17 protein-coding genes are annotated in these 17,344 nt (G+C 31.8%); 16 read left to right on the top strand and 1 reads right to left on the bottom strand.

Features of this window, described 5'->3' with window-relative positions; all coding sequences use genetic code 11:
• Positions 1 to 20: 20 nt before the first annotated feature.
• Positions 21 to 1,103, top strand: a complete 1,083-nt coding sequence (locus tag DK442_RS25895; RefSeq protein WP_109438817.1) for a bifunctional 3-deoxy-7-phosphoheptulonate synthase/chorismate mutase type II — start codon at positions 21 to 23, stop codon at positions 1,101 to 1,103.
• Positions 1,104 to 1,158: 55 nt separating this feature from the next.
• Here the strand turns inward: DK442_RS25895 and DK442_RS25890 are convergent, their stop codons facing one another.
• Positions 1,159 to 1,614: a hypothetical protein gene (locus DK442_RS25890; protein ID WP_109438816.1), complete on the bottom strand. Its 456-nt coding sequence runs from the start codon at positions 1,612 to 1,614 to the stop codon at positions 1,159 to 1,161.
• 136 nt (positions 1,615 to 1,750) lie between these two features.
• Here DK442_RS25890 and rsgA point away from each other — a divergent pair, with 136 nt between their 5' ends.
• The 15 genes from rsgA (at position 1,751) to DK442_RS25815 (ending at position 17,127) form a co-directional block, all read left to right on the top strand.
• Positions 1,751 to 2,701 (top strand): ribosome small subunit-dependent GTPase A, encoded by a 951-nt coding sequence (rsgA, locus tag DK442_RS25885; RefSeq protein WP_109438815.1) that lies wholly within the window; start codon positions 1,751 to 1,753, stop codon positions 2,699 to 2,701.
• A gap of 168 nt (positions 2,702 to 2,869) precedes the next feature.
• Positions 2,870 to 3,322, top strand: a complete 453-nt coding sequence (gene dtd, locus DK442_RS25880) for a D-aminoacyl-tRNA deacylase (protein ID WP_109438814.1) — start codon at positions 2,870 to 2,872, stop codon at positions 3,320 to 3,322.
• Positions 3,323 to 3,347: 25 nt separating this feature from the next.
• Positions 3,348 to 5,264: a DUF3857 domain-containing protein gene (locus tag DK442_RS25875; RefSeq protein ID WP_109438813.1), complete on the top strand. Its 1,917-nt coding sequence runs from the start codon at positions 3,348 to 3,350 to the stop codon at positions 5,262 to 5,264.
• Positions 5,265 to 5,281: 17 nt separating this feature from the next.
• Positions 5,282 to 7,306 (top strand): transglutaminase, encoded by a 2,025-nt coding sequence (locus DK442_RS25870; protein ID WP_160114366.1) that lies wholly within the window; start codon positions 5,282 to 5,284, stop codon positions 7,304 to 7,306.
• Positions 7,307 to 7,308: 2 nt separating this feature from the next.
• A complete protein-coding gene (locus tag DK442_RS25865) occupies positions 7,309 to 7,635 on the top strand; it encodes a nucleotide pyrophosphohydrolase (RefSeq protein ID WP_109438811.1) in 327 nt (108 codons plus the stop codon).
• Positions 7,635 to 7,889: a hypothetical protein gene (locus tag DK442_RS25860; RefSeq protein ID WP_109438810.1), complete on the top strand. Its 255-nt coding sequence runs from the start codon at positions 7,635 to 7,637 to the stop codon at positions 7,887 to 7,889. Before DK442_RS25865 ends, DK442_RS25860 begins: the two co-directional genes overlap by 1 nt.
• A gap of 1 nt (position 7,890) precedes the next feature.
• The gene (locus DK442_RS25855; RefSeq protein WP_109438809.1) at positions 7,891 to 9,117 is read left to right on the top strand and encodes a 3-phosphoshikimate 1-carboxyvinyltransferase; all 1,227 of its coding nucleotides are present in this window, start codon (positions 7,891 to 7,893) and stop codon (positions 9,115 to 9,117) included.
• A 241-nt stretch (positions 9,118 to 9,358) separates the two neighbouring features.
• Positions 9,359 to 10,408, top strand: a complete 1,050-nt coding sequence (gene queA, locus DK442_RS25850; RefSeq protein ID WP_109438808.1) for a tRNA preQ1(34) S-adenosylmethionine ribosyltransferase-isomerase QueA — start codon at positions 9,359 to 9,361, stop codon at positions 10,406 to 10,408.
• A gap of 291 nt (positions 10,409 to 10,699) precedes the next feature.
• Positions 10,700 to 11,623: a chalcone isomerase family protein gene (locus DK442_RS25845; protein ID WP_160114365.1), complete on the top strand. Its 924-nt coding sequence runs from the start codon at positions 10,700 to 10,702 to the stop codon at positions 11,621 to 11,623.
• A gap of 125 nt (positions 11,624 to 11,748) precedes the next feature.
• Complete coding sequence (rlmN, locus tag DK442_RS25840) at positions 11,749 to 12,789, top strand: 23S rRNA (adenine(2503)-C(2))-methyltransferase RlmN (protein ID WP_109438806.1); 1,041 nt, start codon at positions 11,749 to 11,751, stop codon at positions 12,787 to 12,789.
• 54 nt (positions 12,790 to 12,843) lie between these two features.
• Positions 12,844 to 13,377, top strand: coding sequence for an alpha/beta hydrolase (locus DK442_RS25835; protein WP_109438805.1), 534 nt, complete (start codon positions 12,844 to 12,846; stop codon positions 13,375 to 13,377).
• A gap of 120 nt (positions 13,378 to 13,497) precedes the next feature.
• Positions 13,498 to 14,475 (top strand): polyprenyl synthetase family protein, encoded by a 978-nt coding sequence (locus DK442_RS25830; RefSeq protein ID WP_109438804.1) that lies wholly within the window; start codon positions 13,498 to 13,500, stop codon positions 14,473 to 14,475.
• Positions 14,476 to 14,590: 115 nt separating this feature from the next.
• The gene (locus tag DK442_RS25825) at positions 14,591 to 15,160 is read left to right on the top strand and encodes an RNA polymerase sigma factor (RefSeq protein ID WP_109438803.1); all 570 of its coding nucleotides are present in this window, start codon (positions 14,591 to 14,593) and stop codon (positions 15,158 to 15,160) included.
• Positions 15,141 to 15,977: a hypothetical protein gene (locus tag DK442_RS25820; protein WP_109438802.1), complete on the top strand. Its 837-nt coding sequence runs from the start codon at positions 15,141 to 15,143 to the stop codon at positions 15,975 to 15,977. The genes DK442_RS25825 and DK442_RS25820 overlap by 20 nt, the downstream gene beginning before the upstream one ends.
• A gap of 82 nt (positions 15,978 to 16,059) precedes the next feature.
• Positions 16,060 to 17,127 carry a hypothetical protein gene (locus DK442_RS25815; RefSeq protein ID WP_109438801.1) on the top strand — a complete coding sequence of 356 codons (1,068 nt, stop codon included), beginning with the start codon at positions 16,060 to 16,062 and terminating at the stop codon, positions 17,125 to 17,127.
• Positions 17,128 to 17,344: the final 217 nt, after the last annotated feature.

The following is a 17,344-nucleotide window of genomic DNA, read 5'->3' as shown; positions in this document are numbered from 1 at the left end:
AACAAAGATTAAAAATAAAGATGGAGAATAAGAAAGAACTTAGAAATTGGCTTGATGCATACAACTTGGATCATCCATTAGTTATCGGCGGACCTTGTAGCGCAGAAACTGAAGATCAGGTGTTGAAAATTGCACACCAACTTAAAGATTCTGATGCAACTGTAATGCGTGCAGGTATCTGGAAACCAAGAACCAGACCAGGTAATTTTGAAGGTGTTGGAGCTTTAGGTTTGAAATGGTTGCAACGAGCCAAAGAAGAAACAGGGATGAAAATTGCTACAGAAGTAGCAAGTCCTCATCATGTAGAATTAGCTTTAGAACATGGTGTGGATGTTCTTTGGATAGGTGCAAGAAGTACGGTTTCACCTTTTATCGTGCAGGATATTGCAGATGCTTGCAAGGGAATAGACAATCCTGTATTGATAAAGAATCCAATTAACCCTGATTTATCGCTTTGGTTGGGAGCTGTAGAACGTTTTTATACTGCCGATGTTAAAAACCTGGGGGTAATTCATAGAGGGTTCTCAACATACGAAAAAACAAAATATCGTAACATTCCAGAATGGCAAATACCAATTGATTTACAAAATCGTTTTCCGGATTTACCATTGATTCTTGATCCTTCTCATATTGCTGGAAGAAGAGATTTAATTTTTGATTTATCTCAAACAGCTTTGGACTTAAATTTTGATGGGTTAATTGTAGAAACTCATTATGATCCAGATAATGCATGGAGTGACGCAAAACAACAAATTACACCAGAAACACTAATTCAGCATATGAAAGATTTAAAAATTCGTAAAGAAGTTGGGGTGGATGAAGCATATCAGAAAGCATTAGGAGAACTTCGTGCTAAAATTGATATAGCAGATAATCAATTGTTAGAGACTTTGTCAAAAAGAATGAAAATTTCTGATGAGATAGGAGCGGTAAAAGCAAAACAAAATGTTGCTATTTTACAATCTAAACGTTGGAATGAGATATTAGGGAAAATGATTCTTGAAGGTGAAGAAAAAGGATTAAGTGAAGAATTTATATTAAGAATTTATAAAGCGATCCATCAGGAATCAATTAATCATCAGGAAAAAGTGGCAAGAGGATAAAAAAAACACCCTCCTGTTATGCATAAATAGCAGGAGGGTATATATTTATAAAATATTATTTTTTTCTTTTGAAAGTGTAGCGAGTAACGTATATACCATTACCATCACCTTTACCACCATAACTTTCTACTCCACTGTTCACAAAAGCTAATTCCCAGCCTTCAGAAGACATAGTGTTAAGTTTAGAAGTTACAATAGCATCATTGGCAACAATGTTTTGAAAACGAATTCCGCCAAGGTTATAAAAGTTCAAAAGCTTAGTTTCATCAAAACCTTTAACACGAATTTCTCCACGGTCTGATTTGTTTCTTTTGTCTTTTTCACCTGTACGAGTAGAAGTGAATTCTTTGTAATCCCTGGTTTCGTTTGTAGTAAGCATTCTTGATCTACCTAAACCATTAGGAACAATCGATTCGATTACGGTAACAATTTGAAATTCATAAACATCTTGTGCAAAAGTAGATTGTAAGCCAAGAATAACTAAAGCAAAAAGTAATAGTTGTTTTTTCATAATTAATTGAATTTTAGATTAACTCCAGGCATATAATCAATAGTTATGCCAAAAAAAAGAAAGATAAGATTACGTTTTTTTTAATTAAGAAAAAAATAAGCCCTTTGAAAATATTAATATTTGCATCTTTGTATTTATGACAGGTACTGTTTATAAATCTACAGGAAGTTGGTATACCGTTAAAACAGATAATGGTAAAGTATACGAATGCCGGATAAAGGGCAAGTTTAGGATCAAAGGTATTAAAAGCACAAATCCGGTAGCTGTTGGTGACCTGGTGGATTTTAAATTAGAAACTAACAATGACCAGGAGACTGGAGTAATTGAAAATATTCACGAAAGACAGAATTATATTATCAGAAAATCTGTGAATTTGTCAAAACAAACTCACATAATTGCATCAAATATTGATGTTGTGTTTTTGTTAGTTACATTAAATAACCCTACGACATTTACCACATTTATTGATCGGTTTTTGGTGACAGCAGAAGCCTACGGAATCAGAGCTGTCTTGCTTTTTAATAAGATTGACACCTATAATGATGATGAACTTGTAGAGGTTAAATATTTAGCTGCGTTGTATAGAAAAATAGGATATGAATGTATAGGAATATCAGCAAAGACGGCTAAGAATGTAGATAAAGTAAAATCAATTATGGAAGGCAAAGTAAGTATGTTTTCGGGACATAGTGGAGTTGGAAAATCTACCTTAATAAATACCATAGAACAAGGGTTTTCATTAAAAACAGCCGAGATTAGTAATCAACATCAGCAAGGTCAGCATACAACGACTTTTGCAGAAATGTTTGATTTGAGTTTTGAGGCTAAAATTATTGATACCCCAGGGATAAAAGGTTTTGGAGTTGTTGATATGGATAAAGAAGAACTTGGAGACTATTTTCCTGAGTTTTTTGAACTAAAATCTGAATGTAAATTTAATAACTGCTTACATATCAATGAACCTAAATGTGCTGTTAAAGCGGCTTTAGAAAATGAAGAAATAGCCTGGTCCAGATATAAAAGTTATCTGCAGATCCTTGAAGGAGAAGAAGAACACTACAGGAAAAATAATTATGATGAAGATTGATTTTTTATCATATTATAACTAGAAGATTAGAGTAAATCAATTATCATTAATTTTTTTTAAAAAAAGTTCTCAGTTTCAAAAAATGAAACTCGTACTGTGTATACTTGCACTATAAATTAAATGTGTATTTAAATTAAAGCTTAGCTTTTTTAATTATTAATAGAATAAATGAGAGCAGTAATTCAAAGAGTTTCTGAGGCATCAGTAACCGTAGAAAGTAAGGTTATGTCAAAAATATATCAAGGATTACTTATTCTAATCGGAATTGAAGAAGATGACTCAGAGGAAGACGTACAGTGGTTGTCGGGAAAAATATCAAGACTTAGAATATTTGCAGATAGTGAAGGAATCATGAATAAAAGTATACAGGAGATAAATGGAGAAGCGATAGTTGTAAGTCAATTTACATTACACGCTAGTACAAAAAAAGGAAATAGGCCGAGTTACATAAAGGCGGCAAGGCCAGAAACGGCAATTCCTTTATATGAAAGCTTTGTGAAACAATTAGAAATGGATTTGGAAAAGAAAGTAGGTACGGGTATATTTGGAGCCGATATGAAAGTATCATTACTTAACGATGGGCCAGTTACCATAATTGTAGACACAAAAAATAAAGAATAAGAATACCCCTTAAAAAACATTTTTTATGCTGCAAAAAATACTACTGGTTTCGGTTGTATTGACACTATTTGGGATAGAGCAAGTTACTGCTCAGAATAATGTAAAATTACAAACGATACTCCTTGATTCTACACTGACCAAAAATGCTAATGCTATTGTTAGGTCTGAAGATGTGACTATTGAAATCAATTCTATTACTTCTGTTGTTATCAAAACAAAAAGAACCGTTACTGTTTTAAATAAGTACGGTAATGGGTATGCTGATTCATACGAGGGATATAGTCCATCAAGGAAAATTAGAAAATTAGAGGCTGTTATTTATAATGCGCTTGGGAAAGAAATAAAAAAATATAAAAAGAAAGACTTTCATGACCGTAGTGCAGTTAGTGGAGGAAGTTTAATGGAAGATACTCGCATTAAATATTTTGAATATACTCCAATAAGTTATCCTTATACCCTTACTTTTGAAAGTGAAATTGAGAGCTCTTCCTCGGCATTTATACAACGATGGAAACCTATCTTAGCATATCGATTGAGTATCGAAGAATCTAAATATAAGATATTAAATCCCAAAAAAATACCTCTTCGGCTTAAAGAAACAAATTTTGAAAACTATTCAATTGATAAAAATAAAAATGATGAAGAGGTAACATATGCTATATCTAATGTCTCCGCTCAGCTTCCAGAAAGATATGGTCCTTCACATAACGATATAGTGCCAATAGTACATGTCGCATTAAACAATTTTTCCTTAGAAGGCGTCAAAGGTTCTGCAACAGATTGGAAAACATTTGGAAAATGGCAGTATGATAAACTGATCTCAGGAAGAAATAAATTACCAGCAGAAACTATTAAGAAAATAGAAACATTAGTAGCTAATGCAAAAACACCTAAAGAAAAAGCAAAATTAATATATGAATATGTACAGGGTAAAACTAGGTATATAAGTGTGCAATTAGGAATAGGAGGGTGGATGCCTTTTCTTGCAGAAGACGTAGATCGATTAGGGTATGGAGACTGTAAGGCACTTACCAATTATACTAAAGCCTTACTTGATAGTCAGAATATACCAGCATATTATACCATAGTGTATGGAGATAGAGGTAGAAGAGATATAGATGACGAATTTGCTTCTATGCAGGGAAACCATGTGATATTGAACATACCTGATGAGGAAGAAGATATATGGTTAGAATGCACTAGTCAAACGTTACCTTTTGATTTTATTGGTGATTTTACAGACAATAGAAATGTCTTAGTAATTAAACCAGAAGGAGGAGAAATTAAGAAGACAAAGAAATATATTCCTGAAGAGAATATACTTCATACTACTGCGACAGTTAATCTTGGAGTGGATAAAACTATGTCTGCAACTCTTAAAAAAGTATCGCAAGGTTTAGAATATAACTGGAATTATGATATTCAGTTTGAAACACCTAAAGACCAAAAATTATATTATAAAGAATATTGGGGGTATATCAATAACTTAGAAATAAAAGGAATAGAACTTAAAGATGATAAAGATACTGTAGAATTTACAGAAGATATAGAAGTTTTCTGTTCATCCTATGCAAAAAAAGTAGGAAGTCGTTTATTGATATCACCAAACATATTTAGTTGGGATCAAAGCAATCTACCTAAATATGATAATAGAAAAACTCCTTTAGTAATATCTAGAGGGTATGTAAATACTGATGAATATATTATTAACCTTCCAGAAGGCTTTATAATGGGAAACTTACCTGAAAAAAAATCTATAGAAACCGTTTTTGGTAAGTATAGTTATGAGTTGGAAAAACTCAGTGAAACTCAAATTAAATTTAAAAGATTCTTAAAAATTATTGACGGGACTTTCCCGAAGGAGAAATATGAAGAGTATAGAAAATTTAGATCTCAAATAAAAAAAATAGACAAATCAAGAATAGCACTAAAACAACAATAAATAACCAATTAATTAATATGAAAAACTTAGAAAAGCTAGTTTTAGGTTTCATCCTAATGGTATCAATAAGCAGTTTTGCACAGGAATATAAGTTTGGGAAAGTTTCTAAAGAAGAATTATCAGAAGTATCATGCTCTATAGATAGTACCGCTCATGCCGCTGTTCTTTATGAAAATAAAGATATACATATAGATTATAATCAATCTCAGGGTTTTCAGTTGGTTACTGAAGTGTTTAAAAGAGTGAAATTATATTCAAAAGATGGGTTTGATTATGCAACTGACGAAATATTTCTTTATAAGAAGAATAGTGACAATGAGAAAGTGGTTGGATTAAAGGGGGTTACTTATAATTTGGTCAATGATAAAATTGAAGAGAGTAAACTAAAAAAAGAAGGTGTTTTTGAAAGTGAATTCTCAGAATATTATGACCAGGTAAAGTTTACGATGCCGTCTTTACAAGAGGGTTCGGTCATTGAATATAAGTATAAAATTATTTCTCCATTTGTTTCAAATATAGACCGTATCTATTTGCAATATGAAATACCGATTAAAAAGATTGACGTCACGTTAGAGTCTCCAGAATATTTCTACTTCAAGAAATTTACAACAGGATATCTTCCCATAGATCTAAAGGAATCAAATAGACCCGGTAAGATTACACTAACATCTAGAACAAGAACTGGAGGAGGTTGGGGTGGTCCACAAGGTTCAACAACTTCAGTTAGAGATCTTAATTTTAAAATTATTAAAAATAAAGTAAATTCAACAAATGTTGCTGCCTTTAAGGTAGAGCCTTATTCTGGGAATACTAAAAATTACATATCATCAATTAGTTATGAGTTGTCTTATATGCAGTTTCCTAATGAACCGGCAGAGAATTATTCAACTACTTGGGAAGATGTTACGAAAAGAATTTATACAAATAGTAGCTTTGGGGATGAATTAAGAAAGAAAGGGTATTATGAAGAAGATTTGAAAAAGGTGATATCTGGATCCAAAGATCAGACAACTAAGATGATTAGAGTGTTTGAGTATGTAAAAAATAGAATGCGATGGAATAATAAATATTCAGTGATTACTAACGTTGGAGTGAAAAAAGCATATAAAGAACAAACAGGTAATGTGGCTGAGATTAATTTGATGTTGACTTCTATGTTATCTTCGGTTGGCCTGAATGCAAAACCTGTATTAGTAAGCGCAAGTAATAAAGTAACGGCGTTATTTCCAACTTTAGATGGTTTTAATTATGTTGTTAGTAGAGTAAAATTGGCGGATGGAAGAATTGCTTACCTAGACGCAACAGATAGGTATGGTTTGCCTAATGTCTTGCCAGATAGAGTAATTAGAGGAGCAGGAAGAGTAATTGCAAAAAATGGTACTTCTCAAAGAATTAATTTTAGACCAACAGAGCCTTCTACTAATAGATATATGATACAATGTCAAATGGATAAGGAAGGTATGATAGACGGGAAATTTAATGTTCGTCATATGGAATATTTTGCACACGACTTTAGAGTGGCGAATGGAGCAAAAGATAATGAAAGCAAAATAGAACGTTTTAAAAAAAGGTTTGGTATTGATGAAATAGAAGAATATACTGTTAAAGGAGTAAAAGAATATGGTAAAGGTGTGAGTGAAAGTTTTAATTTTAAATCTTACGACCAGATAGAATTGATTGACAATGAGATGTATTTTTCTCCGTTGTTATTTTTAAGAGATAAAGAGAATGTTTTTAAATCTGATGAAAGAGCATACCCCATAGATTTTGGTCATGGTTTTACTAATACATATATGGTCAATATCAAGATACCCGAAGGATACGAAGTGGCTGAAATGCCAAAAGCAGGAGGTTTTAAAATGCCCGAAAACGTTGGTGCTTTTTCTTTTAAATCCAATGTGTCGAATGGTACAATACAGGTTATTGTTAATGAAACAGTCAATACGCCGTTTCTTAATGCAGAGTATTATTCGGTGTTAAAACAGTTTTATAGTCAGCTTATCGAAAAAGAAAATGAACAAATAGTGCTTAAAAAAATATAATTATGGATATCCAAAATGCACAAGAAGCCGTAGATGATTGGATCAAAAATCACGGAGTTAGATATTTTAATGAGCTTACTAATATGGCACAACTTACAGAAGAAGTAGGTGAAGTTGCTAGGATTATTGCTCGACGATATGGAGAACAAAGTGAGAAAGAAAGTGATAAAAATAAAGATCTGGGAGAGGAATTGGCAGATGTTGTATTTGTAGTATTATGTTTGGCTAATCAAACAGGAGTGAATTTGCAGGAAGCCTTTAATAAGAAATTAGACATAAAAACAAAAAGAGATCACGATCGTCACCATAATAACGAAAAATTAAAATAATGTTTAAAGAAATAATTTCTTCTAAAAAATATTGGAAAACTGTTGTTTTTATAGGAGTAGGTTTTATTATTGTTTTTAGTGTGATCGAGCATTTAATGCAATATGGAGACTTGTCTCTGGATATATTTATTGAAGAAAGAATTAGTCAAGGAAGATGGGTGAGATATTTTTTATCTCGTGTAGCAGGAGGATTGATGTATGGGATGATTATGGGGTATTATTTTGAATTAAGAAAACGAAAATCAAATAGATAGTATGAATTTGAAATTAGAGCATATTTCGAATATTAGAAATAACACATTACAAATCACAGGGTCAAAAAGTGAAACTAATAGACTACTCATACTTCAGGCATTATATCCGAATATAAGTATTGAGAATGTATCGAATAGTGACGACTCAGAATTAATGCAAAAAGCATTACAAAGTGAGGAATTAGTTGTAGATATTCATCATGCAGGAACGGCGATGCGATTTCTTACAGCATATTTTGCAGTTAAAGAAGGAAGAGAAACTGTGTTGACTGGAAGTAAAAGAATGAAAGAAAGGCCGGTCAAAATATTAGTAGAAGCTTTACAGCAATTAGGTTGTGAAATTAGTTATGAGAATGAACATGGATATCCACCTATTCGAATTCAAGGAAAACAACCTAGTACAAATCATGTCGCTTTACAAGCAAATGTAAGTAGTCAGTATATTTCTGCATTAATGCTTATTGCTCCTTCATTGCCAGATGGATTAGAAATAGTATTAGAAGGAAAGGTAACTTCGGTTCCTTATATTAATATGACGTTAAGTTTGTTGAAGGATGTAGGTATAGAAGGTACCTTTCAAAACAATAAAATTACTATTGGCTCATATCAAGGGGTTATTTCAAAAAGTGTAGTTGTAGAATCAGATTGGAGTTCTGCTTCCTATTTCTATAGTATTGTTGCACTATCTAACGATAGATCAGTAACTATTGGTAGTTATAAGAAAGAAAGTTATCAGGGAGATTCATCTTTATCAGAGATATATAAATACTTAGGAGTAGAAACAACATTCGGTAAGAATACAATTACATTAAAAAAAGTTTCAGATTCGGTTTTAGCGCTTCCTGAAGGACTAGATTTATCTAATTCACCTGATATTGCTCAAACAATTGCTGTAACGTGTTTTGGATTAGGAGTAGGATGTTATCTCACAGGTCTTCATACGCTTAAGATTAAGGAAACTGATCGCTTAGAAGCATTAAAAACAGAAATTGAGAAGTTAGGGGGGCAAGTCCATATCACAAAGGATACCTTACGCTTAGAACCTTCTGATACAATAAGTAAAGATGTATCTATAGCAACCTATAATGACCATCGTATGGCAATGGCTTTTGCACCACTAGCATTAAAGACTTCATTGTTTATCGAAGATGCTAATGTAGTTTCGAAGTCTTATCCTGATTTTTGGTTAGATTTAAAAAAGTTGGGTTTTGAAGATTCTAATGTTTAGTGTGTTAGAGTCTGTTATGAGTAATACAAATTACCCTTGCTTTTAAAAGATTATACTGGGTGGATTGAGGTGAAAACTTTAAAAAATAGCATTAAAAGAAACATGAATAGTATTGTTTTTTGAATTTAGATAATGAGTTTGGTCTGTTATACAGTAAAATAAACGTAGAAAATATATCTTGATTTACTTGACAACCCCTATCGCAAGATTGTATATTTGCACCTTCAAAAAATAAACACGAATGAAGCTATCACATTTCAATTTTGACCTTCCACAAGAGTTATTAGCCGAGTACCCTGCAGAAAACAGAGATGAATCTCGTTTGATGGTTCTTAATAGAAAGGAACAGACAATAGAGCATAAGCAGTTTAAAGATCTTATAGATTATTTTGAACCTAATGATGTTATGGTTGTCAATAATACTAAAGTTTTTCCTGCCAGATTGTATGGAAATAAAGAGAAGACAGGTGCTAGAATTGAAGTGTTCTTACTACGGGAGTTAAATTCTGAAACTCGTCTTTGGGATGTTTTGGTTGACCCAGCTAGAAAAATACGTATAGGAAATAAACTATACTTTGGAGATGATGAAAGTTTAGTCGCAGAAGTAATAGATAATACTACATCTAGAGGACGTACTTTACGTTTTTTATATGATGGTTCATATGATGAATTTAGACAGAAACTTAATGATTTAGGTGAGACTCCACTTCCAAAATATATCAAAAGAGAGGCTGAGCCAGAAGATGAAGAACGATATCAAACGATATATGCCAAAAATGAAGGAGCTGTAGCGGCACCAACTGCAGGGCTTCACTTTTCTAAGCACTTAATGAAGCGTTTAGAAATCAAAGGAGTAGATTTTTCAGAAATAACATTACATGTTGGATTGGGAACGTTTAACCCTGTAGAAGTAGAAGATCTATCTAAGCATAAAATGGATAGTGAAGAGGCATATGTAACCGCAAAGGCAGCTGAGACAATTAATAACGGTATTACTAACAAAAGAAGAATTTGTGCTGTGGGAACTACCGTAATGAGAGCTTTAGAAAGTTCTGTGTCTTCAGATAGAACATTAAATGAATTTAGAGGATGGACCAATAAATTTATCTTTCCTCCTTATGATTTTAGTATTGCAAATTGTATGATAACTAATTTTCATACACCAAAATCAACATTATTAATGATGGTTTCGGCATTTGCAGGGCATGATTTTATCAAAGAAGCTTATGAAGAAGCTGTTAAAGAGAAATATAAATTCTATTCGTATGGTGATGCGATGTTGATTATCTAAGAATTTAAAAGTTTTGAATAAAACCCTGCTAAACCCCGAATTTGGTAGGGTTTTTTCATATCTTTCTAGAAATTAGCATGTTAAATTGTTTTTTTCGCAAAAAAAGTGTTATTTTCGATGCCTTTAAAAATTACGGTAAAGCCGTAATTTTTACTGTGTATAGAAAAATAATTATATCAATTCTATCGAAAAGTATGTTTTATGAGGCTTATAAATGTACTTTTTATAGATTTGCATTGTTTTTTTGTATGTTCCAAATTTATGATACAAGAATTTAACCTATATAATATAATGAAAAAAGTAATTTATTACATAGCCTTCTTTTGTGCTGTTTTTTCTTTTGCCCAAACCAAAGTTGGAGATGTTCATTTTAATGATATCGATGTTTTTGATAAATCAGAACTCATGCTTAATGGAGCAGGAGTAAGAGAAAAAATGTATGCGATCGCTTTATACCTGGATTTTGAAGTAGATGGTGTAGAGGATGGTGTAATGGTAGCCGAAAAAGACAAAACCATGGCGATGACAATTAAAATTACATCATCAATTGAAGATAGTGATTTTAAAAATATTGTGAGAAATGGTTTAGAAAGAGCTACAGATGGAAATAGTTATTTGTTAGAAAATCAAATAAGAGATTTCCTTAATCTTCTTCCTAATAAGATTAACAAGTTTGACATCTTTAGAATTCTTTACGTTAAGGGAGGTAGTCTGTCTCTATTCAAAAATAAAGAACTCTTAGGGACAATAAATAGTAAGGAGTTTAAAAAGGCTCTATTTAAAATTTGGTTAGGAGAGAATCCTGTTGATATGGAGCTAAAAGAAGATTTATTAGCTTCATATGAACCCAATCCTATCTTGGGAAGATGGAAAACATATGATAAGAAGAGTGGAGTTGCTATAAATATAGTTCAGCTGTACATTATAGAAAATAAGGTATACGGGTCTATTCAAAGAATGTTACGAATTTCAGAAAGAGATGCAATCTGTTATGAATGCCAAGGTGATGACAAGAATCAAAATGTCGAAGGATTGGTTATCATAAAAGGTTTAAAATTGAAAGGTGATAAATATGTGAATGGAAAATTTACTGATATTAAAAATGGTAACGTTGCAGAATGTCAAATGTGGATCGATGAGGATGACTCCAATATTCTTAATGTAAAGTATAAAGGTGGTGGAGGTGTTCATCAGTGGAAAAAAGTAAAAGAATAGAATCACACAATATTGAAAACACAAAACCCTTGATAGCAATGTCAAGGGTTTTTTTTTGATAACTTTAATAAAGAGTGAAGTTGTTGCCAAGAGTACCATTTTATCTTTTTACTTTTGCAAAACGTATGGATGTGAAGAAAAAAGACATAAGAGCATTAACAAAGGATCAGTTGAGAGTATTCTTTCAAGAAAATGGAGATCAATCCTTTAGAGGTAATCAAGTCTATGAGTGGTTGTGGAGCAAGGGAGCACATAGCTTTGATGATATGACCAATATCTCGAAAGCAACAAGGCAAATGCTTGAAGAAAACTTTGTAATTAATCATATTAGAGTTGACCAAATGCAACGTAGTACCGATGGTACTATAAAAAATGCAGTGAGATTACATGATGGATTAATTGTAGAATCAGTATTGATACCTACCCCGACCAGAACAACAGCCTGTGTATCATCTCAAGTGGGGTGTAGTTTGGATTGTAAATTTTGCGCTACAGCCAGGCTAAAAAGAATGAGGAATCTTAATGCAGATGAGATTTATGATCAAGTAATGGCTATTGATAAAGAAAGTAGATTATATCATAATCGACCCTTGTCAAATATTGTTTTTATGGGAATGGGAGAGCCATTGATGAACTACAATAATGTAATTAAGGCTATTGATAAAATTACTTCTAGTGAAGGACTAGGAATGTCACCCAAAAGAATTACGTTATCCACTTCTGGAGTGCCAAAAATGATTAAGAAAATGGCAGATGATGAAGTGAAGTTTAAGTTAGCAGTCTCCTTACACTCTGCAATTGATGATGTTAGAACCTCGATAATGCCATTTAATGAAACCTTTCCTCTTTCAGATCTTAGAGAAGCTCTTGAGTATTGGTATAAAAAAACAAATAGTAGAATAACCTATGAATATGTAGTCTGGGATGGTATTAATGACAGACGAGAAGACATAGATGCTTTAGTAAAATTTTGCTCTTATGTTCCTTGTAAAGTAAATTTGATAGAATATAACCCAATCGATGATGACGGGTTTCAACAGGCATCAACCAAAGCCATTGATAATTACATTAATGCCCTTGAAGCTCGTAGGATTGTTGTTAATGTGCGTCGCAGTAGAGGTAAGGATATTGATGCTGCTTGTGGTCAACTTGCAAATAAATCATAAGAAAATATGTTGTTCATTATTTATAGAGAACAATATTAGAAAGCTAATTTTTTTATGAAACCAAGGTTAATAGTTTTGTCTGATATATGGGGAATTGAAAAATCAGATTGGGTTGTGAATTATGTAAAGATTTTAGAAACTGAATTTGATATAAAGTATTATGATTCTTGCAAATTAGGAAAAGTGAGTAAGAACATATATGAAGAAAGTAGTCTTCACTCTCAATTTCTTGAAAGAGGAATTAGTACAGCAACAGATAGATTATTAGAGTTGGAAAAAGGAAAGGTTACTATTCTTGCTTTTAGTATAGGAGGAACAATTGCATGGAAAGCAGCGTTGAAAGGTTTGGATGTTAATAAATTTTATGCAATTTCTTCAACAAGACTAAGATATGAAACTACAAAACCAGAAGGGTGTATAAAGCTTTTTTTTGGGGAGCATGATGATTTTAAACCAAAAACAAGTTGGTTTGAGCAATTAAGAGTAGACCACGAAATTAGTAGAGGAAAAAAACATCAGATGTATACTGATAAAAATTATGCAATAAAGATCTCTAATGAAATAAAAAGAAGGGTAAATATTCAATGATCATAAAAGAATTGATGATATAAAAAGTTAATATTTCTATATATAACACTATCTGTTTCAAAGAAAAACTATTTACAGTATCTTCGCATTACATAAGGAAACAGAATCAAGTACGACGTATTGAAAGTTGTAGAACAAATAAAATTACCAATCATTGATGAAATGGAGCTTTTTGAACAAAAGTTTTCAGAATCAATGTCTTCCAAAGTTGCTTTACTCAATAGAATAACTCACTATATTGTAAATCGAAAAGGAAAGCAAATGCGACCAATGTTTGTTTTCCTGGTTTCAAAAATGGTTTCTGGAGGTGAAATTAATGAACGGACCTATAGAGGAGCTTCGGTAATAGAATTAATTCATACAGCTACTTTGGTTCATGATGATGTTGTCGATGATTCTAATCAAAGACGAGGTTTCTTTTCTATTAATGCTCTTTGGAAAAATAAGATAGCAGTTTTGGTAGGTGATTATTTATTATCTAAAGGCCTGTTGTTATCTATTGATTATGGAGATTTTGATCTTTTAAAAATTATTTCGGTAGCAGTACGGGAAATGAGCGAAGGAGAATTGTTGCAAATCGAAAAAGCCAGAAATCTTGATATTACAGAAGAAGTTTATTATGAAATTATCCGTCAGAAAACAGCAACATTAATCGCAGCTTGTTGTAGTTTGGGAGCATGTTCTGTAGCCCCCGATTCTGATCATGTTCAGAAAATGAAAATGTTTGGAGAACTTATAGGAATGGCTTTTCAAATTAAGGATGACTTATTTGATTATGGCGATGATGTTATAGGAAAACCTACAGGAATTGATATTAAAGAACAAAAAATGACGCTTCCTCTGATTTATACATTAAATCATTGTACTCCAGAAAAAAAGAAATGGCTCATTAATTCTGTAAAAAATCATAATAAAGATAAAAAGAGAGTCAAAGAAGTAATAAATTTTGTGAAAACAAGTGGTGGATTAGAGTATGCCATTACAATAATGCATGAGTTTAAAAATAAAGCTCTTTCTATTTTATCAGAATACCCAGATTCTAATTATAAGACATCATTAGAGCTTATGGTTACTTATGTAATTGATCGCAAAAAGTAGTATAATACTGCTGATTTATAACATAAAATTAAAAAATTTAAACTTCAGGCAACCTTTTTCTTTTTATTCTCGTCTATGTAAATAGATGATCTAATTAATTAATTGATTTTTCAATTTGAAAGTTATTCAATTTTATAAAAGCGAGACACAACTCATTAAGAAAGCTGCAAAACAGCATCGTGATGCACAACATCAGTTGTACAATCAACATGCACCCAAAATGCTAAGTATATGTCGTAGATATATAAGAGATATACAATTTGCAGAAGAGGTAATGTTAAGTGGATTTCTAAAAGTTTTTATGAATCTCGAAAAATTTAAATTCGAGGGAAGCTTTGAGGGTTGGATACGAAGAATAATGGTAAATGAATCTATTTCCTTTCTCAGAAAAGAAAAACAAATCTTTTTTACAGAAGAAATAACAGGGTATACTGAAGAATCCTGGAATAATATAAATTCAGAATTAGAAGTAGATCAAATTCAGGAACTAATCGATAGTTTACCAGAAGGATATAGAATGGTGTTTGTATTATATGCCGTAGAAGGGTACAAACATAGCGAGATAGCCAAAATGTTAGAGATTTCAGAAAGTACATCAAAATCTCAGCTCTTTAAAGCTAGAAAAATGCTACAGCAAAAGTTAAACGAACAAAATAAGATTAGTAATGGCGCCATTGAAATTTGAAGAAAAGATAAAGGAAAAGCTAGAGCAACGCGCTATAAAACCTTCAGATAATTCTTGGGAACAATTAGCAGCTCAATTAGATGATATTCAACATCAAAAAAAAGGAAGTAAAAGGGTTTGGTGGTATACGATTGCAGCAATTTTTGTTGGAGTTTTAGTAATGACCTCAATTGTAATGAATCAGGATCCTACATCAAAACAAAGAGATAATCAATTTGTTGATAATAGTGAAGAGATTATAAAAAATGATAATGTACAAGTTGTTTTAGATAATAATACATCAGAAAAATCTATTAAAAATAATGATAAAACAGTTATAGAGAGTGTTGATGAGGAAGTTATTAAAGAAAATATCAAAAAAGAAGATATAGTGGTAGTGAATCATTCTGCCATTAAGAATACTTCAAAGAGTGTAGAACCAATAAAATCGGTGTCCAAAGCGATTGACGATAATCCACAATATGATGTAGTTAAGTTAGCAGAAAATGATAAAGGAACTACAACAATAAGGGAAGAGGTTTTACCTATTGATTCTTTAATAATAGAGGATAAAGTGGCAAATGTTATAGCCCAAATACAGGAACTCCAAAAAAATAACGCTCAAGTAACCGATGAAGAAATTGATCAATTGTTACTTAAGGCTCAACGGGAAATTACAACAAAAAAAATATTTCAATCTTCTAATGAAGTAAGTGCATCAGCTCTTTTACAAGATGTAGAGAATGAGTTGGATGAAACTTTTAAACAACGTGTTTTTGAAGCGCTTAAAACAGGTTTCGAGAAAGTTAAAACTGCTGTAGTAGAAAGAGATAATTAAAAATGTATTCATCAATCAAATCAGATTTGCGATCTTCCTTCTTTAAGGAAGGGAGGTTGCAATAGTAAAATTCAAAAAAAAAATGAAGATAATAGTTACTATTGCCACATTTGTGGCCATGACATTATTTGCTCAATTGTTAAGTGCTCAGGAAACAGATAAAAGTGATGCTGTTAAGGAATTAACAGAGCAAAAAGAACGTATTATTAATACCGAAAAAGAAGCTCTCAAAAAGGAAGTAGAAGTTATAAATGAAAGACTAATTAATAATGAAATTACTAGAGATGAGGCTCAGAAATTGAAAGAAGATGCGGCTGAAAATCATGCACTTAATATCGAAAATAGATTAGCTATTATCGATAATAAGATTGCATTGTTAGAGCGTAACGGATTAAAGAATGTAAATACCGAAGATCCTAAAATCTTTATAGGCCTAAATACCCAGGAAGAAAATGCAGACGTGATATTGGGGTTAAAAATAAATACCGGAAAGGAAAGAAAAATAAAATATGATATACGAACAAGGTCAAATCTTGTAATTGCGTTTGGACTTAACAATGCGATTGTAGATGGACAGTCCTTGGATGACTCTGATTATAAAATTGCAGGAAGTAGATTTTTTGAAATAGGATGGGCCTGGAAAACCAGAGTATTTAAAAATAGTAATTTTTTAAGATTTAAATACGGAATTTCGTATACCACAAATGGTTTGAAACCTACTGATAACAGATATTTCGTCGAAAATGGGGATCAGACCGAATTAGAGGAGTTTAGAGTAGAGCTGAAGAAATCAAAATTTAGAATGGATAACTTGGTAATTCCTATACATTTTGAATTTGGGCCATCAAAAGTAGTAGAGACAGAAAAAAAGATCAGATACTACACTTCCAATAGATTTAGGATTGGTATAGGTGGATATGCAGGAGTGAATGTAAGCACTCGTCAGAAATTAAAGTATCGGGAGAATGGGGATCGAGTTAAGGATAAAATTAAAAGAGATTACAATACTAGTGACTTAATTTATGGTTTGAGCACGTATATAGGATTTGGAGATATGTCGCTATATCTAAAGTATGATTTGCAACCAATTTTCAGAAATGCGACTGTGGATCAAAATAATGTGTCATTAGGGTTGCGTTTTGATCTTTAATATCATCGATGAAATGTTAAATCTTTTTTATAATCTTCACAATTTAACAAAAAATTAAGAAGATAATTTTTAATTGATTTTTTTAGTGTTACTATATCTTTTTAAAACAAAAGAGCTGTGTTTATTCTCAGCTCTTTTGTTGTTTTTATAATTATAGATTCTTTTAATAAGATATGATTTCCTGCCAATATGATGGATACCCCATAAAAATGATATA

Origin of the sequence: Aquimarina sp. AU119, from assembly GCF_900312735.1 — a bacterium.
GTDB classification, from domain to species: Bacteria; Bacteroidota; Bacteroidia; order Flavobacteriales; family Flavobacteriaceae; genus Aquimarina; species Aquimarina algiphila.
This window is presented reverse-complemented; position numbering and strand designations above follow the sequence as displayed.

Excerpts from the sequence above, each read along its gene's own strand:
- DK442_RS25895 (WP_109438817.1), top strand. The coding sequence starts at position 21 with ATGGAGAATAAGAAAGAACTTAGAAATTGGCTTGATGCATACAACTTG.
- DK442_RS25890 (WP_109438816.1), bottom strand. The coding sequence starts at position 1,614 with ATGAAAAAACAACTATTACTTTTTGCTTTAGTTATTCTTGGCTTACAA.
- rsgA (WP_109438815.1), top strand. The coding sequence starts at position 1,751 with ATGACAGGTACTGTTTATAAATCTACAGGAAGTTGGTATACCGTTAAA.
- dtd (WP_109438814.1), top strand. The coding sequence starts at position 2,870 with ATGAGAGCAGTAATTCAAAGAGTTTCTGAGGCATCAGTAACCGTAGAA.
- DK442_RS25875 (WP_109438813.1), top strand. The coding sequence starts at position 3,348 with ATGCTGCAAAAAATACTACTGGTTTCGGTTGTATTGACACTATTTGGG.
- DK442_RS25870 (WP_160114366.1), top strand. The coding sequence starts at position 5,282 with ATGAAAAACTTAGAAAAGCTAGTTTTAGGTTTCATCCTAATGGTATCA.
- DK442_RS25865 (WP_109438811.1), top strand. The coding sequence starts at position 7,309 with ATGGATATCCAAAATGCACAAGAAGCCGTAGATGATTGGATCAAAAAT.
- DK442_RS25860 (WP_109438810.1), top strand. The coding sequence starts at position 7,635 with ATGTTTAAAGAAATAATTTCTTCTAAAAAATATTGGAAAACTGTTGTT.
- DK442_RS25855 (WP_109438809.1), top strand. The coding sequence starts at position 7,891 with ATGAATTTGAAATTAGAGCATATTTCGAATATTAGAAATAACACATTA.
- queA (WP_109438808.1), top strand. The coding sequence starts at position 9,359 with ATGAAGCTATCACATTTCAATTTTGACCTTCCACAAGAGTTATTAGCC.
- DK442_RS25845 (WP_160114365.1), top strand. The coding sequence starts at position 10,700 with ATGAAAAAAGTAATTTATTACATAGCCTTCTTTTGTGCTGTTTTTTCT.
- rlmN (WP_109438806.1), top strand. The coding sequence starts at position 11,749 with ATGGATGTGAAGAAAAAAGACATAAGAGCATTAACAAAGGATCAGTTG.
- DK442_RS25835 (WP_109438805.1), top strand. The coding sequence starts at position 12,844 with ATGAAACCAAGGTTAATAGTTTTGTCTGATATATGGGGAATTGAAAAA.
- DK442_RS25820 (WP_109438802.1), top strand. The coding sequence starts at position 15,141 with ATGGCGCCATTGAAATTTGAAGAAAAGATAAAGGAAAAGCTAGAGCAA.
- DK442_RS25815 (WP_109438801.1), top strand. The coding sequence starts at position 16,060 with ATGAAGATAATAGTTACTATTGCCACATTTGTGGCCATGACATTATTT.